Genomic DNA, 19,664 nt, shown 5'->3' with positions numbered 1-19,664 from the left:
CTTTCGGTGCCGGGGGTTTTCTTTTGTCTGCCGCTGCGCGCGTGGTGACGCATGGGTACAGTAGACAGGACCCGATGGCAGAGCGTATCGCAAAGCGGCCAAAGACAGGACAGACCATGACCCAGCCCACCTACCCCAGCGTTGCCCCGATCCACCGGCGGGCTGATCTGATCGTCCACCTTGTGGGGCTTGCGCTGATTCTGGGGGCTGGCGGCGCGTTGGTGATGAAATCGGCCACATCGCTGCAAACGGCGGTGACGGTCGCGGTGGTGGTCTATGTGCTTTGCGCGCTGGCATCAAACCTTGCATCCTGCGCCTACCACTTCGCGCCGTGGCATGACGCGCGCAAACTCATGCGGCGGATTGATCATGCGGCGATCTATCCCAGTATCGCGGGCACGTTTACGCCGTTCTTCGTGCAGGCCGGCACGACATGGACGATCACGCTGCTTTGTGTGTCATGGGGGCTGGCACTGGTGGCGATGTACAAAAAGATCACCGACCCGCAGGTTCAGGGCAAGTGGTCCACCGCATCCTATCTGGGGCTGGGCGCCATTGGCCTTTGCGCGCTACCGGACCTGACAGGGGTGCCGCTGGCAACACTCTGGTGCATCATCGGCGGGGCATTTGCCTATGTGATCGGCGTCGGCTTTTACGTGCGCCGGGCCATGCGCTTTCGCTATGCGACATGGCACGCTTGGGTCAATATCGGCGGCATCGCGATGTTCGCGGGCATCTGGATGGCGCTGTTTCCCTCCGCGACTTAACCGACTGGCAGCGCTGTGGTGTTGCACACCGTGCGCAGCGCAAAGCTGGATTGCATCTGCCCCACACCGGGCAACCGCGCCAAATGCTGGCGATGGATGCGGGCGAAATCCTCGGTATTTTCGGCCACGACCTTAAGCAGGTAATCCGCGGCCCCCGCCATCAGGTGGCATTCCAGCACATCGGGAATACGCGCAACCGCCTTTTCAAAGGCGTCCAGCACCTCGTCCGCTTGGCCTTGCAGGGTGATCTCGACAAACACCGTCGTGGGGACGCCCATCTTGCGCGGGTTCAGCAGGGCGACGTAATCGCGGATATACCCTTCGGCTTCCAGCCGCTGCACGCGCCGGTGACAGGCTGACGGCGACAGATGTACCTTTTCCGACAGGTCAGAGTTCGACATCCGCCCGTTGCGTTGCAGGGCAGTAAGGATGCGGCGATCGATGTCGTCTAAACTCATGTGGCGCAATACTTTCGCGTGAAATAACCAATATGCAGCAGAGTATTCGAAGAGCAAGGGGGATAGCGGCCCATAATCCGTGCCCAATTGCGTATCGAGGGGCGTACCGTAATTCAAATGCACCCTCAATAGGATGAACTCATGAAAATCGGTTGCCCCAAAGAAATCAAGCCACAGGAATTCCGCGTCGGCATGACCCCGAATGCCGCTTACGAGGCGGTGAACAAGGGACATGAGGTTGTTATCGAAGCAGGTGCCGGCATCGGCGCTGGTTTTGATGACGCCGCCTATACCGACGCCGGCGCGACGATCCTTGCCACCGCGAAAGAGGTCTTCGACAGCGCCGACATGATCGTCAAGGTCAAGGAACCCCAAGCGGTCGAGCGCAAGATGCTGCGCGAAGGGCAGATCCTCTTCACCTATCTGCACCTCGCCCCCGACCCCGAACAGACCAAGGATCTTCTCGCTTCCGGTGCGACTTGTATCGCCTATGAAACAGTCACCGACCGCAATGGTGGCTTGCCGCTGCTTGCGCCAATGTCCGAAGTCGCGGGTCGTCTGGCCCCGCAGGTGGGCGCATGGACGCTGCAAAAAGCCAACGGCGGGCGCGGCGTGCTGATGGGCGGCGTCCCCGGCGTTGGTCCGGCGCGCGTGGTCGTGATCGGCGGCGGTGTTGTCGGCACCCACGCCGCACGCATTGCCGCTGGTATGGGCGCGGATGTCACCGTGCTTGACCGGTCCCTACCCCGTCTACGCTATCTGGATGACATCTATGGCGGCGTGTTCAACACCTCTTACGCCTCGGCGGGCAATACGATCGAACTGGCGCGCGAGGCTGATATGATCATCGGCGCCGTCCTGATCCCCGGGGCCGCCGCCCCCAAACTGATCAGCCGCGCGCAACTGTCCGAGCTCAAGCCCGGCGCGGCGCTGGTGGACGTGGCGATTGACCAAGGCGGCTGCTTTGAAACCTCGAAAGCGACCACCCACCAAGACCCCGTATACGAAGTGGACGGCATCATGCACTACTGCGTTGCCAACATGCCCGGTGCCGTGGCGCGGACATCGACCATTGCGCTTGGCAACGCCACGATGCCATTCATGCTGGCACTGGCGGATAAAGGCTGGAAGCAAGCCTGCGCCGACGATCCCCACCTCAAGGCAGGTCTGAACGTGCACGCAGGTCAGCTGACCTACGCCGCCGTGGCCGAAGCGCTCGGGATGGAGGCAATCACCGCCGATCAGGCCATCGCCGGTTAATCACCCCCTACGCACCACGCAAAAGGCCCGCAGTGCACCTGCGGGCCTTTTCGTTTCACGCCGTTGAAACGCTTACTTCTTGGCAAGCTCATCGCGAATTTGCAGCAGCACATCCAACTGGCTGGGGCCAGTCGCCACTTCGGGGGCGACATCATCGGGGCGTTCGGCCAGCGATTTCAGCCGGTTGACGGATTTGACAAGCATGAACACCACAAAAGCGATGATCAGGAAGTTGATGCAGGCCGTGATGAACGCGCCATAGGCAAAGATCGCCGCGCCGGTTTCGCGCGCCGCGTCCAGACCGGTACCCGCAGGCACATCGCCAGACAGCACCACATACATGCTGGTGAAATCAACGCCGCCAAGGACCAGACCGATCACAGGGTTGATCAGATCGCTGACCAGCGAGGTCACAATAGCTGTAAAGGCCGCGCCGATAATGATACCGACTGCCAGGTCCATAACATTGCCCTTGGCAATGAAATCCTTGAATTCTTGAATCATGTCTGTCCCTCGTATGATTGAAAGCCGTGTCCGCTACGTCGCACGACATACTGCGCATGCGTTAGCACAAGTTTTCGAAATAACGATGGGTTTTTGTCGGATAAGCACGGTTTTCCCCCATACAGAGGCGAAAACCGCGCAATCCGGTGCAAAGCGTGCTTACGCTGGCAGGGTGCCCGTCAGCACATAGCGCAGGATTTGCACGACCTGCGCGGGCTCTTGGGCGACAGCCAAAGCTGCGGCGTCGACCTCTTTCAGCGCGTGCGCGTGGTCGGCCCCATGCAGGATCACCAGCGATTTACCCAGAGCCGCCGCATAGCCCGCATCAAAAGCCGCGTTCCACTGTTTGTACTGATCGCCAAAACGCACGACCACGACATCCGCCTCTTCGATGCCCTTGCGGGTGCGGATCGCGTTCAGCTGTGCGCCCTTGCGGTCGTGCCAGAACTTGTTTTCCTCGGCCCCTAGGATCGCCACACCGCAGTCGTCGCTGGCCGCGTGGTCGGTGACAGGGCCGGTGAACACAACATCCAACCCCGCCGCGCCATCGATGATCTGATCGCGCCAGTCGGTGTGGATTTCACCCGAGAGATATACATGCAGTGTCATACCGCCTCCGTTCGCTTTAGCCGCGCAGCACGCCGCCACTGGCTTTGGTCACCTTGTCGATCACCTTGGCGCCAACCGCCTCGATATCCGCGTCTTTCAGTGTCTTGTCGCTTGGCTGCATCCGTACCGTGAGGGCGAGCGATTTTTTCCCCTCGCCCAAGGCACCGCCGATGAATTCATCAAAGACGCGTACATCGTCAATCAGGGCCTTGTCCGCCCCCATCGCCGCATTGACCAGCGTCAGCGCGTCAACATCGGCATCCACCACAAAGGCAAAGTCGCGTTCCACCGCTTGCAGCGCGCTGGTGTTCAGCGCGGGACGTGTGGCACCGGACTTGCGCGGCAAGGGCACCTCGGCTGGCCAGATGGTGAAGCCCATCGCGGGCCCTTTCACATCCAGTGCCGCCAGAACCCGCGGGTGAATTTCGCCAAAGACGCCAAGCACTTTTTTCGGGCCAAGGCAGATCTGCCCGTGACGCCCGGGGTGGAACCAGTCAGCCCCATTGCGGTTGATCTGCACCTTGGCGGGGGCACCGATGGCGGACAAAACCGCCTCGATATCCGCTTTGACGTCGAACACATCGACCGGACGCGATGCGCCATGCACATCTTTGGGGCCGGTGCTGCCGGTCAGCAGGCCGCTGATCTGCAGATGCTGATCGCCGGGCTCGCCGCCGGTGAAGACGGGGCCGACCTCGAACAGCGCCATGTCAGGGAAGCCCCGCGCCTGATTGCGGGCCGCGGCCTGCAGCAAGGCGGGCAACAGCGAGGGGCGCATATGGCTCATGTCATTGCTGATCGGATTTTCCAGACGGGTGTCATCGGTGCCACCACCAAACAGCGCGGCAGACGCCTGATCGATAAAGCTGTAAGACACACATTCGTTATAACCCAAGGCCGCGCAGGCGCGGCGCGCGATGGCCTCGCGGCGCTGCATCGGCGACAGGACGGGCTTGGGCACGCCGGTCGTCAGGCGCGGCAAGGGGCGCCCTTCAAGCTTGGTGAGTGACGCAATACGCGCGACTTCCTCGACCAGATCGGCTTCGCCCTGCACATCGGGGCGCCAGCTTGGGACATGCGCCATGTCGCCTTCCAGACGGAAGCCAAGTGCTGTCAGCGTCTTGCGCTGCTCGCTTTCCGAGATGGTCATCCCCACCAGCGACTGCACGCGCGCCGCGTCCAGCTTGTAGGCGCGAGAATAGTCCGGCACCTTGCCCGCGACGACAACTTCGGACGCCTCACCGCCTGCGATGTCCAGGATCATCCGGGTCGCATGTTCGATGGCATAGGGCGTCCATTCGGGGTCGATCCCCCGTTCAAAGCGATAGCGCGCGTCCGAGTTGATCTTGAGCGCGCGGCCCGTGTAGGCGGTGCGCACCGGATCGAAATAGGCCGCTTCGACAAAGACATTCACCGTGTCCATGGAACAGCCGCTTTCCGCGCCGCCCATCACACCCGCGATGCTTTCAACCTTTTCGGCGTCCGAAATCAGGGTCATGCCTTCGCTGAAGGTATATTCCTTGTCGTCCAGCCCCATCAGGGTCTCGCCGCCCTTGGCGCGGTGGATGCGCAGGCTGTTACCCGCGACCTTATCCGCGTCGAACACGTGCAAAGGACGGTTGCGGTCATAGGTGAAGAAGTTCGTCACATCGACGAGGAACGAGATCGGGCGCAGGCCAATGGCGCGCAGCTTGTCCTGCAACCACGCCGGCGACGGGCCGTTCTTGACGCCACGGATCACACGACCGTAGAAAACCGGACATTGGTCCAGCGTGTCTTCGTCGATCGAAACAGAGATCGGGCACGGGAACTGCCCTTCGACCGCAGGCACATCGCGCTGTTTCAGCGTGCCCAGACCACGGGCTGCCAGATCACGCGCGATCCCGCGCACACCCAAGGCATCGGGTCGGTTGGGGGTAATCGCGATCTCGATCACGGGGTCGACCTTGGCGGGGTCGTTTTCCGCCAGCCAGTCGATAAAACGGTCGCCGACATTGCCCGAGGGCAGTTCAATGATACCGTCATGTTCCTCAGATAGTTCAAGTTCGCGCTCTGACGCCATCATGCCAAAGCTTTCGACGCCACGAATTTTGCCGACGCCGATGGTGGTATCAATGCCCGGCACATAAACGCCCGGTTTCGCCACAACCACGGTGATGCCCTGACGCGCGTTCGGGGCACCGCAGATGATCTGCTGCACGCCTTCGTCGGTATCCACCTGACAGATCTGCAAACGATCCGCGTCGGGGTGCTTTTCTGCCGATTGCACATAGCCCAGCGTAAAATCCGCCAGCTTCGCGCCACGGTCTTCGACGCCTTCGACCTCGAGCCCCAGATCGGTCAGCGCATAGGTGATTTCATCGATCGACGCAGTGGTGTCGAGATGTTCCTTCAGCCAGGACAGTGTGAATTTCATGGCGGTGATCCTCATGCAATGCTTGCGCTAGGGCGTAGCGTTTAATCGGCGCGGTTTCAATGCGGTGCGGCTGCGTTTTGCGCCTAGCCCGGTGTTTTGGGCATCAACCCGTCCAGCTGGTAGCCAAGCCATCCGGTCGGGATGAAATGTCCGCCGGTATGGATGTCCAGCGTCACGCTGCGGTCGCCGGCGCAATTGTCCCACGTGAAATGCGCGAACTCTACCCCCGGGGCGAGGGTCAGCGCACCATCCAGCCGGCCCTTGCCGCAGCGGAACGCCTTGCGCCACAGCGCGACGACATTGGTGGTGTCATGCTCAGGCCCGCGCGGCAGGCTCATCCACAGGTCATTGAGCCCGTGCACATGGCGGACCTGACGCGGCGGGTTGGCGCAGGTGCTGGCCTGTTTGATCGTGCCCGACATGGTCATCAGCCCCGCGATCCGGTCGCCGCGCGCGCAGGCATAGCGCCACGCCATCGCCGCCCCGAAACTGAACCCCGAGATATAGATCTGGCTTTGATCCACCGGATAGCGTTTCGCCACATCCGCCAGCACCGCATCGGCAAAGGCGATATCCGCAGGGTCATCCTGCCAGAACCGCCACGCCCGATGCTGCGCCGACGGGGCCACCAGCATCACGCCACGGGGCTTTGTCTCGGACCCGATACGCGGATGATGGATCACCGTCCGCCCGCGCCGCAGAAAAGCGTGGAAATGCATCATAACAGGCAGGGGCGTCACGCCGTCCCAATCGTCGGGCATCAGGATGTTGTAGCTGCGGTTGCCGACAGGGCAGACGGTATCCCCGCCGCAGGGCGGGAGGATTTGGGCGGTGGCGGGAGCGGGAGCGGTGAGAAGAACGCTGAAGCAGAAGAGAAGTATTAAGTGTTTCACCAGCGCAGCTCACGGAAGGGGTTGAAGACTTAGTGGGTGAAGAGGCCGGCACAGCGTGATCGAGTGTCCTGACTAGTCCACCCTGTGGTGTCGAGACGGTTCTTTAGCCAGAATAGAGAGAATTTCACGATCACTTGAGCCCGTTTTCGCGATTTCACCTTTGAACTCGCCAAGATAGTTGCCCAAATCATTTCTCATGGCAGTGATTAGTGCATCTTCCGCCGCTACTAGCCTAGACAAAAAATCTTTGTCAGTGCGTGACTGATCTGCATTTTTGTTCACCCAGTCCTGATTGGATAAACCAATAATGTAGATTCCGTACTCAATGTAAATTCTTCGCACATGCGTCGCATGTTGGAAGATGTTCGATGGCGCTATCAGTTGAAGCTCATCAATGTTCCGCTTCATCAATGATAATTGCTTAGATATTTCCCCGCTGGTGGGCCCACCGGAAATCTTTTCCCATATCACGCCGCACTCAGAGATGAAGTCAGCGTAAACCCTTCTGCGTTCCTCCCGTCGGTTTTCTGCACGGTCAGCCTCAAGTTTCTTGTAGTACAATAGTATGGCACCAACCAAACCAATGATCGGGCTTAAATTGGAAATTAGCTCGCCAAACCATTTAAGAAAATCTGGAAACCAAAAGAAATCTTGGCTTAAGTTCTCTAAGGTAGTTAGGGCAGCAGTCACCTACTCAAACCACCATGCAGCGTCGGCTGGTCCAAGCTCGCAAACCCGTAGTGGCGCAGCCAGCGCAGGTCTGAATCAAAGAACGCCCGCAAATCAGGAATGCCGTATTTCAGCATCGCGATACGGTCGATGCCCATGCCGAAGGCAAAGCCTTGCCATTCGTTCGGGTCGATCCCGCCCGCTTGCAGCACCTTCGGGTGGACCATGCCGGAGCCCAGCACCTCCATCCAGCCGTCGCCTTCGCCGATGCGCAGCTGTCCGTCGACCCAGGAACACTGGATATCAACCTCTGCCGATGGTTCGGTGAAGGGGAAATGCGAGGCGCGGAAGCGGGTCTTGATGCCCTCGACCTCGAAAAACGCGCTAAAGAATTCCTCCAGCGTCCATTTCAGGTTCGCCATAGAGATGTCTTTGTCGATCGCCAGACCTTCGACCTGATGGAACATCGGTGTGTGGGTCTGGTCATAGTCGGCACGGTAGACGCCACCGGGGCAGATGATGCGCAGGGGCGCGCCTTCGGCCTCCATCGTGCGGATCTGCACGGGGCTGGTGTGGGTGCGCAGCACGTGGGGCGGACGGTCGTCGCCCTCGGCACGGGCCATATAGAACGTGTCCATCTCGGCGCGTGCGGGGTGGTGGCCGGGGATGTTCAGCGCGTCGAAGTTATACCAATCAGTGTCGATGCGCGGCCCTTCGGCGACCGAAAACCCCAGCTCGGCGAAGATCGCGGTCACTTCCTCGGTCACCTGGCTGACGGGGTGGATCGTGCCCTGACGCGTCGCCCGCGTGGGCAGTGTCACGTCCAGCCATTCGCTGCGCAGACGCTCATCAAGGGCCGCATCCCCAAGTGCTGCTTTCTTCGCGGCAATGGCGGAGTTGATCTCGTCCTTGAGCGCGTTCAGCGCGGGGCCGACTGTCTGGCGTTCTTCGGGCGTCATACGGCCCAGCTCGCGCATCTTCAGGGCGACTTCACCCTTTTTACCCACGGCGGCCAGACGGATGTCCTCCAACGCGGCTTCGTCGGCGGCACCAGCGATCTGGCCCAGATATTTCGCTTTCAGGTCGTCCATATCGGCCTCATGTCTTTTGCTCGGGCTGGTGCTAGCAGAATTGGCCCCGAATACAAGCGGCAGGGCCATTTGAAGCGGGTCTTGTGATGCTGAAACCGCGGGCACATAGTGGCGCAAACCATCAAGGGGGTGCCGCGCGTGGCAGAGATTTTACAACCCGACGGCAACCCGTCCCTGCCCCGACCTGTCACACGGCCCTGGCTGGCGCTGCTTGGCCTGACGCTGGGGGTGACGGTCACCAACGGGTTCGCGCGCTTTGCCTACGGGCTGATCCTGCCCGCGATGAAGACCGAGCTGGACTGGACCTATGCGCAGGCGGGCTGGCTGAACACGGCGAATGCCATCGGCTATATCATCGGCGCGGTGCTGACGTTGCTGCTGATCGGGCGCATCGCGCCTGCGCGGTTGTTCGGGTTCGGCATGGTGACCACGACGCTGACGCTGTTGGCGACGGGGTACGAGGCGACGATGGGCTGGCAGACCTTCTGGCGGATCGCGGCGGGGGTATTCGGGGCGATGTCCTTTTCCACCGCAGGCGTTCTGACCGCGCGGCTGTTCCCGGGCGACGCGCGTCGCAATGCGCTGGCGATCGCGATCCTGTTCGGCGCGGGCGGCGGTATCGGGATCATGCTCGCAGGCGCGTCCCTGCCCCTGATGATAGAGTTCTGGGGCACCGGATCATGGCGCTATGGCTGGTATATCATCGGCGTGATCAGCGTGGCCTGCCTGCCCCTGTCCCTATGGGCCGCGGCGCGTTTGTCGGTGCCTGCACAGCGCAACACGGCGGCCGGCGGCATCAAGCTGCACCTGATCTGGAGAGAGCTTGCAGGCTACGTCGGTTTTGCCATGGGCTATATCGTCTATTTGACGTTCCTGTCTGCGTGGATGACGGATCAACAGGCACCGGCGCTGCTGATCTCGGCGGTGTGGATCATCATGGGGGTGGCGCTGATCGCCTCGCCCTTCGTCTGGCGCGGGGTATTGGCGCGGCACGCTTCGGGCAAGCCCTTGGCGATGATCCTGACCGGCATCGCAATCGGGTCGGCGCTGCCGCTCGTCCTGCCTGCGGGTGGGGCCGTGGTGATTTCAGCCGTGGTTTTCGGGCTTTGCGTCTTCATGGCCCCCGGCGCGATCACCAGCTTTATCCGCCAGAACCTGCCTGCCGAAAGCTGGGCCGCCGCGATGAGCCTGTTCACCGTGGTCTTTGCCATCGCGCAGACCGCTGGCCCCTTCGCCGCCGGTGCCTTGGGCGACCTGACGGGCAATATCGGGTCCAGCCTCCTGGCTGCCGCTGCGATCCTGCTGACAGGGGCCGCTGTGGTGGCGTTTCAAAAACCGCTGCCGCAACAAGACCCCAGCTGATCACCGCACAAACGCAAAACGCCGCCCCGATGTCAGGGCGGCGTTCTAAAACTTGGGGTCGGCAAAGGGCGCTTACGCGGCCAGTGCGTCTTGTGCTTGCTTCACGATGGCACCGAATGCTTCGGGCTCGTTGATGGCCAGGTCGGACAGAACCTTCCGGTCCACTTCGATACCAGCCAGGGACAGACCATTGATGAAGCGGCTGTATGTCAGTGCTTCGTCGTGGCTGCGCACAGCGGCGTTGATCCGCTGGATCCACAATGCGCGGAAGTTCCGCTTGCGGTTCTTACGGTCGCGCGTGGCGTATTGGTTGGCTTTGTCGACCGCCTGGCGGGCGACCTTAAAGGTGTTCTTGCGGCGGCCATAGTAACCTTTGGCTGCTTTGATTACCTTTTTGTGACGGGCGTGGGTAACGACACCACCTTTTGTACGGGACATATCGGCTCTCCTATCTTAGCGGTCGTAGGGCATGAAGCCCTTGATGATCTTGGCGTCGGGTGCAGACAAAGCTGTTGTCCCACGCGCGTCACGGATGAATTTTTTCGTCCGTTTGATCATACCATGCTGTTTGCCAGCCTGACCGCCGATGACCTTGCCGGTCGCCGAGATCTTAAAGCGCTTCTTGGCGCTCGATTTCGTCTTCATCTTGGGCATTTCCGTCTCCTTAACTTGAGTTCGGTAAGTGCGCGACTCGGCATGCCACGAAGGCCGGACGCGCGGAACGAAGCTGGCGTATAGGAGGGACAGGGGCCCAAAGCAAGGGCAAAAGCGCGAAACGCCTGCGCTTACCAGAACTTGTAGCGCGCAATCACATGCAAAACGGCGTCTGGCACGTCTTCCAACGCATAGCCGCCCGGATGGGTGTTGATGGCATAGACGATCATCCCACCCGCGATCAGCACCGTCAACGCCGACGCGCGCGGCGCACGGCCATCAGAGAAGGCCGACACGACAGAGGGGATAGAAAGCACAGCAAGGGCAAGACCAATCACCAAAATCAGATCAGTATCCATTATTCCTGCCCTTGCTCGATATATTCTTGTTACCTGACCAGAGGTTATTCCGGATCGGTATTAAAAATCAATCGTTCGTCGCAGGGTGCGACGCGCAGGATATTTGTGCTGCCCTCGACGTTGAAAGGCACGCCTGCGGTGACAACGATCATATCCTCCGGCCCGGCATAGCCTTCGTCACGGGCAACGCGTGCGGCGCTGACCACGGCCATCTTGAAGCGTTCCAGCGTACCGGTCTGAACGCAATTGACGCCCCAAGTGAGCGCCAGACGGCGCGCGGTCTTGACTAGGGGCGTCAACGCGATGATCGGCACCCGCGGGCGTTCACGTGCGGTCAAAAGCGCCGTGGTCCCGCTTTGGGTGAAGCAACAGATCGCCTTGATGTTCGCGGTTTCCGCAATCTCGCGTGCGGCGGCAACGATACCGTCCGCCACGGTCATGCGGTCCACCTTGCGCGACGATTCGATAATCTGGGTGTAGGTCGGATCCTGCTCTACCTCGGTGGCCACGTTATCCATCGTGCGCACCGCCTCGACCGGATAGGCACCGGCCGCGGATTCCGCTGACAACATCACCGCATCGGCCCCTTCATAAATGGCGGTCGCGACATCTGATACCTCGGCCCGGGTGGGGATCGGGCTTTCGATCATCGATTCCAGCATCTGCGTCGCCACGATCACCGGCTTTGCCGCCGCACGGCATTTGCGCACCAGTCGTTTCTGGATCGGCGGCACGTTCTGTACCGGCAGTTCAACCCCCAGATCACCGCGCGCAACCATGATACCGTCGCTCACCGCCAGGATGTCCTCGAACCGGTCCACGGCCGACGGTTTTTCGATCTTGCTCAGCAATGCGGCACGGCCCTTGGCCAGGTCGCGCGCCTCGGTCACATCTTCGGGACGCTGCACAAAGCTCAGCGCCAGCCAGTCGACCCCCAGCTCGCACACGAATTCCAGATCAGCGCGGTCTTTTTCCGACAAGGCGGCCAGCGGCAGCACCACATCCGGCACGTTCACGCCCTTGCGGTTAGAGATCACGCCGCCGATCATCACTTCGCACTCCGCGAAATCGGGGCCGCATTCCTTGACCTTCAGGCGGATCTTGCCGTCATTGACCAACAGCGATGCGCCCGGTTCAAGCGCCTGGAAAATCTCGGGGTGCGGCAGGCACACGCGGCGGGCATTGCCCTCTGCCTCGTCCAGGTCCAGCCGGAAGGACGCGCCCTCGACCAGCAATTCGCTGTCCCCCGAAAAGACACCCACACGCAGCTTTGGCCCCTGAAGATCCGCGAGAATACCGATCGTGGATCCCGTTTCCTCTTCGATCTGGCGGATGATCTGGTGCTTGATCCGAATTTCGTCATGGCTGCCATGGCTCATGTTCAACCGGAACACATCCGCGCCCGCGTGAAACAGTGCCGATATCGTCTCGTGCGTGTCCGAGGCCGGACCCAAGGTGGCAACTACTTTGACATTCCGCGTGCGTTTCATACTGGTGACGTCCCTTTTCATCTGCGGGCTTTGGCAGCCCCTGCGCTTATTGCCACGGGTCTAACACGCGCGGCGGTCAGAGTGGATAGTAAATAAGTTAGCGTTAACATGTGTTAGCGTTAACACTTAGCGAAGATCGCCCGCCCCGTCTATGCCCACCACAGTATGACAGCACGATGACAGCGGGCGGCGGAAGGCCGCGCCACATTCACGGCCCGCCGCCTTGAACCCGCACCGGCCAACCCATAGCTTGGGCCCACCCCACACGCAGGAGAGCATAATGCCCACACAACAGGAAATCGAACTTCAGGCTGCGGCGTTTCGCCGGCTGCAACAGCACCTGATGCAAGACCGCACGGACGTGCAGAACATCGACATGATGAACCTGGCCGGATTTTGCCGCAACTGCCTGTCGCGCTGGTATCAAGAAGCCGCAAACGAACGCGGGATCGACATGGGCAAGGATGAAGCGCGCGAGCTATTCTACGGCATGACCATGGACGCATGGAAAGCCAACTATCAGACCGACGCGAAGGACGCGCAGAAAGAGGCGTTCAAGGTCGCCTTCGAACAGAACGTCGGCGAAAAGGGCTGACCGCGCGCAGCCAGCCCCTTGGCAAGGCGGGTTAGACCGCCGCCTTGCGCATCTCGTCCAGATAGATCTCGCGCAGACGCGGCGCGACCTTGCCCGGTGTTCCATCGCCCAAGGCCACGCCGTCGATCTCGACCACGGGCATGACAAAGGCGCTGGCGGAGGTGGTAAACGCCTCATCCGCCTGCTGCGCTTCGTGGATGGTAAAGTTACGCTCTTCCACCACCATCTGCGCCTCTTTGGCAAAACGCAGAACCGCAGCGCGGGTGATGCCGTGCAAAATCTCGTTGCTCAGGGCGCGGGTGATGATCTTGTTGCCCATCACGATATAGGCGTTGTTGCTGGTGCCTTCGGTGACAAAGCCGTCCTCGACCATCCAGGCATCATCGCAGCCCGCCTTCTTGGCCATCATCTTGCCCATCGACGGATACAGCAGCTGCACCGTCTTGATGTCGCGACGGCCCCAGCGGATGTCTTCGATGCTGATGATCTTGGCACCTTTCTTGGCGGCGGGGCTGTCGGCCAGACCCGGCTTGGACTGGGTGAACAAGACAATCGTCGGCTCTGTCGTCTCGGGATCGGGGAAGGCAAAGTCGCGGTCCCCGTCCGACCCGCGGGTGATCTGCAAATAGATCAGCCCCTCGTCGATCTCGTTCACGCGCACCAGCTCGCGGTGGACCTCTAGAAGGTCCTCCTTCGAGATCGGGTTGCGCATCTGTAGCTCGTTCAACGACCGGCTAAGCCGGATGGCATGGCCGTCAAAGTCGATCAGCTTGCCGTCCAGCACGCTGGTGACCTCATAGACCCCGTCCGCCATCAGAAACCCGCGATCAAAGATCGAAACCTTGGCTTCGGTCTCGGGCAGGTATTCACCGTTCACATATACAGTCCGCATGTCTTATCCCCAAAGCTTGGCCGCAGGCGGATGCACCCCGGCGGCGTCAAATGTCAAAGCGTTGTCGCGGTCTTCGGCCAGAAGCAGCGGGCCGTCAAGGTCCACGACCTTTGCCCCCTGTGCCACCAGCACCGCCGGAGCCATCGCGAGCGACGACCCGACCATGCACCCCACCATGACCTCATAGCCCTGCGCGACAGCCGCATCGCGCAGCACCAGCGCCTCGGTCAGACCACCGGTCTTGTCCAGCTTGACGTTGACCACATCGTATTTGCCCTTCAGCGCAGCAAGGCTCGCACGGTCATGACAGCTTTCATCGGCACAGACCGGCACGGGCCGCTCCATCCCGACGAGCGCATCGTCATCCCCTGCGGGCAAAGGCTGTTCAACCAATGACACACCCAGCCGCACCAGATGCGGGGCAAGATCGGCATAAACCTCTGCCGACCAGCCCTCATTCGCATCGATGATGATCTGCGCATCAGGCGCACCGGCGCGCACAGCCTCAAGGCGGGGCATATCATCCGGCGTGCCCAGCTTGATCTTCAACAGCGGGCGATGCGCATGCAAGGCGGCCTGTTCGCGCATCTTTTCGGGGCTATCCAACGACAGGGTAAAGGCCGTGATCTCGGGTCCCGGTCGCGCCAGCCCCGCCAGTTCCCACACAGGTTTACCCGCCTGCTTGGCGTGCAGATCCCACAGGGCACAATCCACTGCATTGCGCGCGGCACCAGCCGGCAGCAGGTCATACAGCGCATCACGCGTCAGCGGCCCGCTCAGCGCTTCGATCTCTGCCGTGACCGACTCCAGCGTCTCGCCATACCGGGCATAGGGCACACATTCGCCCCACCCCGTCACGCCGCCATCGGTGATCCTCACCGTGAGCACCTGCGCCTCGGTCCGCGATCCACGCGAAATGGTAAAGACCTGCGCCAGACGAAAGACATCCCGGCTTACCTCAATACGCATATCCGCTCCTTCATTTTGCCACTTAAACTCTCCCCGAAGGGCCGATCAGAGGGCTGCCAAAGCCTCCGCCAATCTCGCGGCACCTTGGCGGAACGGGTCCACGGCTGGCAAGCCCAAGCGTTGTTCAACCTCGGCCAGATAGGCGTCTGCCTCTGCCTCCGACAGATGCTGGGTGTTGATCGAGATACCGACCACCTGACAGCCTGCGTTGGCAACCTTTGCCAGCGTCAGTGCCACGTCGCGCACTTCTTCCAACGTGGGCAGCGTGTAGTCGGGCAGGCCGCGCATGGTCTTGCGGGTCGGCTCGTGGCACAGGATCAGAGCATCGGGTTGGCCGCCGTGGATCAGTGCCATGGTGACACCGGAATAGGACACGTGGAACAAGCTGCCCTGCCCTTCGATGATATCCCAGTGATCATCGTCATTGTCGGGGGTCAGATACTCGATCGAGCCGGCCATGAAATCCGCGATCACGGCATCCAAAGGCACACCTTCGCCGGTGATCAGGATACCGGTCTGGCCCGTCGCGCGGAAGCTGCTTTTCAGCCCCTTCTCTTTCATCGCCGCGTCCAGCGCCAGCGCGGTATACATCTTGCCGACCGAACAATCGGTCCCGACCGCCAGCACGCGCTTGCCGCTGCGTTTGACGCCATTCGCAATCGGGTACTGCACCGACGGGATACGCACATCATGCAAGCTGCGCCCGTGTTTCTCGGCGGCGGCCACGAGCTCTGGCTCGTTGCGCAGCAGGTTATGCAAGCCGGATGCCAGATCGAAACCGGCCTCCAGCGCGTCGACCAGCACGGCGCGCCATGTGGCGCTAATGGTGCCCCCGCGGTTGGCGACGCCAATCACCAGGGTCTGCGCGCCTGCCTCTTTCGCTTGCGCAAGCGTCATATCGGTCAGACCCAGATCCGCCTTGCACCCGTCCAGCCGCAGCTGACCGACGGCATTTTCAGGACGCCAGTCCTTGATGCCCTGCGCCACTTTAACCGCAAGGTGATCCGGCGCGTCGCCCAGAAAAAGAAGATAAGGTGTTTTGATCATGATCACATGCTCCTGCAATTTGGCTTTGGCTCAGTTTCGCAGCCTTTCGGCGCGATAAGGTTGCAAATGAATGGTAGGCGCAAGAGATGGCGCGGGAATTTTGCGGGTATTCGACCATCCAAGCAAGAACTGTGCACAGAAATTCAGCCGCCGATGCTGCAGGTGCGAGATCACCCTTGCAGGGCGCAGCGCAATTTAATACCACCCAAGGCAATCAAGTCGTAACTTTATTACTCAAGGATTCCGCATATGAGCTTTCGCATCCAGCCTACAGCACCTGCACGTCCCAACCGCTGCCAATTGTTTGGCCCCGGTTCGCGCCCGGCAATCTTCGAAAAAATGGCAAGCTCCGACGCCGATGTGATCAACCTTGATCTGGAAGACAGTGTCGCCCCCACGGACAAGGACAGCGCCCGCGCCAATATCATCAAGGCGATCAGCGATGTAGACTGGGGCAACAAAACACTGTCCGTGCGGATCAACGGGCTGGATACTCCTTACTGGTACCGCGATGTCGTCGACCTTCTGGAGCAGGCGGGCGAGCGTCTGGACCAGATCATGATCCCCAAGGTCGGCTGTGCCGCTGACGTATATACTGTCGACGCGCTGGTCACGGCGATCGAAACCGCGAAGGGCCGCACCAAGAAAATCTCGTTCGAGGTGATTATCGAATCGGCCGCAGGCATCGCCCACGTCGAAGAGATCGCCGCCGCCAGCCCGCGCCTGCAAGCGATGAGCCTTGGTGCCGCCGACTTTGCCGCCTCGATGGGGATGCAGACGACCGGCATCGGTGGCACGCAAGAAAACTATTACATGCTGCGCGACGGGACAAAGCATTGGTCCGATCCGTGGCATTGGGCGCAGACCGCCATCGTCGCCGCCTGCCGGACCCACGGCGTGCTGCCGGTCGACGGTCCGTTCGGTGATTTCTCGGACGACGAAGGCTACCGCGCGCAGGCGCGCCGGTCGGCGACCTTGGGCATGGTCGGCAAATGGGCCATTCACCCCAAGCAGATCGCCGTCGCGAACGAGGTGTTCACCCCCTCCGACGAAGCCGTCGCCGAAGCGCGCGAGATTCTGGCCGCGATGGAAACAGCCAAGGCCAACGGCGAAGGCGCGACCGTCTACAAGGGCCGTTTGGTCGATATCGCCAGCATCAAACAGGCCGAAGTCATCGTGCGCCAGTCCGAGATGATCGCCTCGCGCTAACCCCGCGATACTGAGCAGCGGCGCGAGGCGACCCTCGCGCCGCGCCACCTCCCCCGCAGCAAAGCGGGCTTGGCATGCCCCGCGGCTTGGGGCATCAAGGCAGCATGACCATCGATGTCCTCTCTGCGCTCGCGCTTTTCGCGCTGATCACCTCTATCACGCCGGGGCCGAACAACCTGATGCTGATGGCATCGGGCGCGAACTTCGGCTTTGCGCGCACGGTCCCGCATATGATGGGCATCACCCTTGGATTTATGGTCATGTTGCTGCTGGTGGGCTTTGGCCTGATCCGCGTGTTTGACGCCTTTCCCGTCATCTATACGGTGCTCAAGATCCTGAGCCTGATCTATCTGATCTACCTCGCCTATAAGATTGCCACCGCCGCCCCGGTGCAAAGCGCAGACCCGAACGCCAAACCGCTGAGCTTTCTGCAAGCGGCGGGGTTTCAATGGGTCAACCCCAAGGCCTGGGCCTTCGGGCTCAGCATCATCACGATCTACGTGCCCTCTGCCGGCATATTGCCGCTGGTGATCACGGCGCTTGTCGTGGCGGTGATGGCGCTGCCGTCGGTCACCCTTTGGACCCTTCTTGGCGGGCAGATGGCCCGTTTTCTAACCAATCCCCGGCGTTTGCGGGTGTTTAACGTGACCATGGCCGCGCTGCTTGTGGCGTCGCTGCTGCCCGCCCTTTGGCCGGCCAGCTGACAGGTTCCGTTGCAAAGACCGCAAATCAACGCCATATAGCCCTGAACAAAGCGCGGAGCAGGTGATGACACAGTATCTGGATTTCGAAAAACCACTGGCCGAAGTGGAAGGCAAAGCGGAAGAGCTGCGCGCTCTGGCGCGGTCCTCCGAAGGGATGGACGTGAGCGCCGAAGCCAAAACGCTGGACGAAAAAGCCCACCAAATGCTTGACGATCTGTACAAGTCGTTGACGCCGTGGCGCAAATGTCAGGTGGCACGTCACCCCGACCGGCCCCATTGCAAAGACTATATTGAAGCCCTTTTTACCGAATACACCCCGCTGGCGGGGGACCGGAACTTTGCCGATGATCTTGCGGTCATGGGCGGTCTGGCACGGTTCAACGACACGCCTGTCGTCGTGATCGGCCACGAAAAGGGCAACGACACCAAATCCCGTATCGAACGCAATTTCGGCATGGCCCGCCCCGAAGGCTACCGCAAAGCCGTGCGCCTCATGGAGCTGGCCGACAAGTTCGGGCTGCCCGTGATCACGCTGGTGGACACCCCCGGTGCCTACCCCGGTAAAGGCGCGGAAGAGCGGGGCCAATCCGAAGCCATCGCCCGCGCGACCGAGAAATGCTTGCAGATCGGTGTGCCGCTCGTTTCTGTCATCATCGGTGAAGGTGGGTCAGGCGGGGCGGTTGCCTTTGCCACGGCGAACCGCGTCGCCATGCTGGAACATTCCGTCTATTCCGTGATCTCGCCCGAGGGCTGCGCATCGATCCTGTGGAAAGATGCCGAGAAAATGCGCGAGGCCGCCGAAGCGCTGCGCCTGACCGCGCAAGATCTGAAACAACTGGGCGTCAACGACCGCATCATCCCCGAACCCCGTGGCGGCGCGCATCGGGATCGGAAAGAGGCAATTGCATCGGTGCGCAAGGCGATTGCCGCGATGCTGGATGACCTGTCGGGCAAAGACCCGAAGGCGCTGGTGGCAGATCGTCGCAAGAAATTCCTCGACCTCGGGGCCAAGGGGCTGGCGGCGTAATCTACGCCGCCCGCTGGCGCATCACGTCGCCAGCATCCGCAGACCTTGGGTCACATCGGTGCGCACTGCCAGCCGCAAACCGGGTTCGTCGCCCGCGCGCAGCGCCGCGATAATCAGCTTGTGAAAATGCGGCGGCTCTGTCCGTCTGAGCCGCCCGTAAAGCGCCCGCATCGTCGGGCCCATCTGCAGCCAGACCGTTTCAGCCATCGCCAGCATCGCAGGGGCCTGCGCCCGCAGGTACAGCGTGCGATGAAACTCCAGATTGGTGCGAATATAGCTCACCGCGTCACGGTGGATCACCGCATCCGAGATGGCATTGTTGATCGCCTGCATCCGGTCGATCAGCGCAAGGTGGGCCCGCGGCAGGGCGCGGCTCGCAAGCTCCACCTCGATCAGGGCACGCAGGGCGGCCAGCTCCTCGATCCGCTCGTTGCTCAACTCCGGCGTCGATATCCGGCCAGAGGCCGACATGGTCAGCGCCCCTTCCGCCGCCAGCCGCCGCACGGCCTCGCGGGCGGGGGTCATCGACACCTCGTATTCCTTCCCGATTCCCCGCAGGGTCAGCGCCTGTCCCGGGGCCAAATCGCCGTGCATGATGCGGGTCCGCAACTGCCGATAGACACGGTCATGGGCCAAAGGATGTGCATCAAGGGGGCGAGGGTTCAGGTTCATATCGCCGTTGTGATCAC

Annotated in this window: 22 protein-coding genes; 7 read left to right on the top strand and 15 right to left on the bottom strand. The window is 61.3% G+C overall.

Translation table 11 applies throughout. The features are described from left to right. Positions 1-116: 116 nt before the first annotated feature. Positions 117-767: a hemolysin III family protein gene (locus SJY36_RS01720; RefSeq protein ID WP_005851229.1), complete on the top strand. Its 651-nt coding sequence runs from the start codon at positions 117-119 to the stop codon at positions 765-767. Here SJY36_RS01720 and SJY36_RS01715 read toward each other — a convergent pair. Continuing rightward, positions 764-1,225: an Lrp/AsnC family transcriptional regulator gene (locus tag SJY36_RS01715; RefSeq protein ID WP_005851227.1), complete on the bottom strand. Its 462-nt coding sequence runs from the start codon at positions 1,223-1,225 to the stop codon at positions 764-766. The genes SJY36_RS01720 and SJY36_RS01715 overlap by 4 nt on opposite strands. 141 nt (positions 1,226-1,366) lie before the next feature. Here SJY36_RS01715 and ald point away from each other — a divergent pair, with 141 nt between their 5' ends. Continuing rightward, entirely contained in the window at positions 1,367-2,485 is a 1,119-nt protein-coding gene (ald, locus tag SJY36_RS01710; RefSeq protein WP_386172647.1) for an alanine dehydrogenase, read from the top strand. A gap of 72 nt (positions 2,486-2,557) precedes the next feature. Here ald and mscL read toward each other — a convergent pair whose 3' ends face one another. The 6 genes from mscL to pheS all read right to left on the bottom strand — a co-directional run bounded on the left by mscL (position 2,558) and on the right by pheS (position 8,667). Continuing rightward, entirely contained in the window at positions 2,558-2,989 is a 432-nt protein-coding gene (gene mscL / locus SJY36_RS01705; RefSeq protein WP_005851224.1) for a large conductance mechanosensitive channel protein MscL, read from the bottom strand. Positions 2,990-3,148: 159 nt separating this feature from the next. Beyond that, a complete protein-coding gene (locus SJY36_RS01700) occupies positions 3,149-3,598 on the bottom strand; it encodes a YtoQ family protein (protein ID WP_288959861.1) in 450 nt (149 codons plus the stop codon). Positions 3,599-3,614: 16 nt separating this feature from the next. Beyond that, positions 3,615-6,014, bottom strand: coding sequence for a phenylalanine--tRNA ligase subunit beta (pheT, locus tag SJY36_RS01695; RefSeq protein WP_289085312.1), 2,400 nt, complete (start codon positions 6,012-6,014; stop codon positions 3,615-3,617). 83 nt (positions 6,015-6,097) lie between these two features. Beyond that, positions 6,098-6,775 (bottom strand): PHB depolymerase family esterase, encoded by a 678-nt coding sequence (locus SJY36_RS01690; protein ID WP_289085313.1) that lies wholly within the window; start codon positions 6,773-6,775, stop codon positions 6,098-6,100. A 204-nt stretch (positions 6,776-6,979) separates the two neighbouring features. Then, entirely contained in the window at positions 6,980-7,597 is a 618-nt protein-coding gene (locus SJY36_RS01685; protein WP_386172644.1) for a hypothetical protein, read from the bottom strand. Beyond that, positions 7,594-8,667, bottom strand: coding sequence for a phenylalanine--tRNA ligase subunit alpha (gene pheS / locus SJY36_RS01680; RefSeq protein WP_037954562.1), 1,074 nt, complete (start codon positions 8,665-8,667; stop codon positions 7,594-7,596). The genes SJY36_RS01685 and pheS overlap by 4 nt, the downstream gene beginning before the upstream one ends. Before the next feature lie 138 nt (positions 8,668-8,805). On the opposite strand from pheS, the gene SJY36_RS01675 reads away from it, so the two are divergent. Beyond that, complete coding sequence (locus SJY36_RS01675) at positions 8,806-10,029, top strand: YbfB/YjiJ family MFS transporter (protein WP_240790831.1); 1,224 nt, start codon at positions 8,806-8,808, stop codon at positions 10,027-10,029. Between the two features lie 72 nt (positions 10,030-10,101). On the opposite strand, the gene rplT is transcribed toward SJY36_RS01675, so the two are convergent. From rplT to pyk, 4 genes are all read right to left on the bottom strand, one after another. Next, positions 10,102-10,467: a 50S ribosomal protein L20 gene (gene rplT / locus SJY36_RS01670; protein WP_005851211.1), complete on the bottom strand. Its 366-nt coding sequence runs from the start codon at positions 10,465-10,467 to the stop codon at positions 10,102-10,104. Between the two features lie 15 nt (positions 10,468-10,482). Then, entirely contained in the window at positions 10,483-10,683 is a 201-nt protein-coding gene (gene rpmI / locus SJY36_RS01665; protein WP_005851209.1) for a 50S ribosomal protein L35, read from the bottom strand. A gap of 131 nt (positions 10,684-10,814) precedes the next feature. Further along, positions 10,815-11,042 (bottom strand): hypothetical protein, encoded by a 228-nt coding sequence (locus SJY36_RS01660; RefSeq protein WP_005851207.1) that lies wholly within the window; start codon positions 11,040-11,042, stop codon positions 10,815-10,817. Positions 11,043-11,086: 44 nt separating this feature from the next. Then, complete coding sequence (gene pyk / locus SJY36_RS01655; RefSeq protein ID WP_278374852.1) at positions 11,087-12,532, bottom strand: pyruvate kinase; 1,446 nt, start codon at positions 12,530-12,532, stop codon at positions 11,087-11,089. A 280-nt stretch (positions 12,533-12,812) separates the two neighbouring features. On the opposite strand from pyk, the gene SJY36_RS01650 reads away from it, so the two are divergent. Next, positions 12,813-13,127, top strand: a complete 315-nt coding sequence (locus SJY36_RS01650; RefSeq protein ID WP_132997512.1) for a DUF1244 domain-containing protein — start codon at positions 12,813-12,815, stop codon at positions 13,125-13,127. A gap of 31 nt (positions 13,128-13,158) precedes the next feature. On the opposite strand, the gene SJY36_RS01645 is transcribed toward SJY36_RS01650, so the two are convergent. The 3 genes from SJY36_RS01645 to dgcN are packed head-to-tail and all read right to left on the bottom strand — an operon-like array spanning position 13,159 to position 16,035. Further along, entirely contained in the window at positions 13,159-14,019 is an 861-nt protein-coding gene (locus tag SJY36_RS01645; RefSeq protein ID WP_005851201.1) for a D-amino-acid transaminase, read from the bottom strand. 3 nt (positions 14,020-14,022) lie between these two features. Next, on the bottom strand, positions 14,023-14,988 hold the full coding sequence (gene dgcA / locus SJY36_RS01640) for an N-acetyl-D-Glu racemase DgcA (RefSeq protein ID WP_386172641.1): 966 nt from the start codon (positions 14,986-14,988) through the stop codon (positions 14,023-14,025). A 45-nt stretch (positions 14,989-15,033) separates the two neighbouring features. Further along, entirely contained in the window at positions 15,034-16,035 is a 1,002-nt protein-coding gene (gene dgcN / locus SJY36_RS01635; RefSeq protein ID WP_064216388.1) for an N-acetyltransferase DgcN, read from the bottom strand. A gap of 249 nt (positions 16,036-16,284) precedes the next feature. On the opposite strand from dgcN, the gene SJY36_RS01630 reads away from it, so the two are divergent. From SJY36_RS01630 to SJY36_RS01620, 3 genes are all read left to right on the top strand, one after another. Continuing rightward, complete coding sequence (locus SJY36_RS01630; protein WP_386172639.1) at positions 16,285-17,244, top strand: L-malyl-CoA/beta-methylmalyl-CoA lyase; 960 nt, start codon at positions 16,285-16,287, stop codon at positions 17,242-17,244. A gap of 104 nt (positions 17,245-17,348) precedes the next feature. Further along, positions 17,349-17,948 (top strand): LysE family translocator, encoded by a 600-nt coding sequence (locus tag SJY36_RS01625; protein ID WP_235602511.1) that lies wholly within the window; start codon positions 17,349-17,351, stop codon positions 17,946-17,948. Positions 17,949-18,012: 64 nt separating this feature from the next. Continuing rightward, a complete protein-coding gene (locus tag SJY36_RS01620) occupies positions 18,013-18,975 on the top strand; it encodes an acetyl-CoA carboxylase carboxyltransferase subunit alpha (protein WP_005851191.1) in 963 nt (320 codons plus the stop codon). 21 nt (positions 18,976-18,996) lie between these two features. On the opposite strand, the gene SJY36_RS01615 is transcribed toward SJY36_RS01620, so the two are convergent. Continuing rightward, positions 18,997-19,647, bottom strand: a complete 651-nt coding sequence (locus SJY36_RS01615; protein WP_005851189.1) for a GntR family transcriptional regulator — start codon at positions 19,645-19,647, stop codon at positions 18,997-18,999. Between the last annotated feature and the right edge of the window lie 17 nt (positions 19,648-19,664).

Source organism: Sulfitobacter sp. R86518, from assembly GCF_042466275.1.
GTDB classification, from domain to species: Bacteria; Pseudomonadota; Alphaproteobacteria; order Rhodobacterales; family Rhodobacteraceae; genus Sulfitobacter; species Sulfitobacter pontiacus.
Note: the sequence above shows the minus strand (reverse complement) of the source record. Positions and strands in the feature narration are given on the sequence as shown.

Bases quoted from the DNA above. Each gene is read 5' to 3' on its own strand.
- SJY36_RS01720 (WP_005851229.1), top strand. From the start codon at position 117: ATGACCCAGCCCACCTACCCCAGCGTTGCCCCGATCCACCGGCGGGCT.
- SJY36_RS01715 (WP_005851227.1), bottom strand. From the start codon at position 1,225: ATGAGTTTAGACGACATCGATCGCCGCATCCTTACTGCCCTGCAACGC.
- ald (WP_386172647.1), top strand. From the start codon at position 1,367: ATGAAAATCGGTTGCCCCAAAGAAATCAAGCCACAGGAATTCCGCGTC.
- mscL (WP_005851224.1), bottom strand. From the start codon at position 2,989: ATGATTCAAGAATTCAAGGATTTCATTGCCAAGGGCAATGTTATGGAC.
- SJY36_RS01700 (WP_288959861.1), bottom strand. From the start codon at position 3,598: ATGACACTGCATGTATATCTCTCGGGTGAAATCCACACCGACTGGCGC.
- pheT (WP_289085312.1), bottom strand. From the start codon at position 6,014: ATGAAATTCACACTGTCCTGGCTGAAGGAACATCTCGACACCACTGCG.
- SJY36_RS01690 (WP_289085313.1), bottom strand. From the start codon at position 6,775: ATGCCCGACGATTGGGACGGCGTGACGCCCCTGCCTGTTATGATGCAT.
- pheS (WP_037954562.1), bottom strand. From the start codon at position 8,667: ATGGACGACCTGAAAGCGAAATATCTGGGCCAGATCGCTGGTGCCGCC.
- rplT (WP_005851211.1), bottom strand. From the start codon at position 10,467: ATGTCCCGTACAAAAGGTGGTGTCGTTACCCACGCCCGTCACAAAAAG.
- rpmI (WP_005851209.1), bottom strand. From the start codon at position 10,683: ATGCCCAAGATGAAGACGAAATCGAGCGCCAAGAAGCGCTTTAAGATC.
- SJY36_RS01660 (WP_005851207.1), bottom strand. From the start codon at position 11,042: ATGGATACTGATCTGATTTTGGTGATTGGTCTTGCCCTTGCTGTGCTT.
- pyk (WP_278374852.1), bottom strand. From the start codon at position 12,532: ATGAAACGCACGCGGAATGTCAAAGTAGTTGCCACCTTGGGTCCGGCC.
- SJY36_RS01650 (WP_132997512.1), top strand. From the start codon at position 12,813: ATGCCCACACAACAGGAAATCGAACTTCAGGCTGCGGCGTTTCGCCGG.
- SJY36_RS01645 (WP_005851201.1), bottom strand. From the start codon at position 14,019: ATGCGGACTGTATATGTGAACGGTGAATACCTGCCCGAGACCGAAGCC.
- dgcA (WP_386172641.1), bottom strand. From the start codon at position 14,988: ATGCGTATTGAGGTAAGCCGGGATGTCTTTCGTCTGGCGCAGGTCTTT.
- dgcN (WP_064216388.1), bottom strand. From the start codon at position 16,035: ATGATCAAAACACCTTATCTTCTTTTTCTGGGCGACGCGCCGGATCAC.
- SJY36_RS01630 (WP_386172639.1), top strand. From the start codon at position 16,285: ATGAGCTTTCGCATCCAGCCTACAGCACCTGCACGTCCCAACCGCTGC.
- SJY36_RS01625 (WP_235602511.1), top strand. From the start codon at position 17,349: ATGACCATCGATGTCCTCTCTGCGCTCGCGCTTTTCGCGCTGATCACC.
- SJY36_RS01620 (WP_005851191.1), top strand. From the start codon at position 18,013: ATGACACAGTATCTGGATTTCGAAAAACCACTGGCCGAAGTGGAAGGC.
- SJY36_RS01615 (WP_005851189.1), bottom strand. From the start codon at position 19,647: ATGAACCTGAACCCTCGCCCCCTTGATGCACATCCTTTGGCCCATGAC.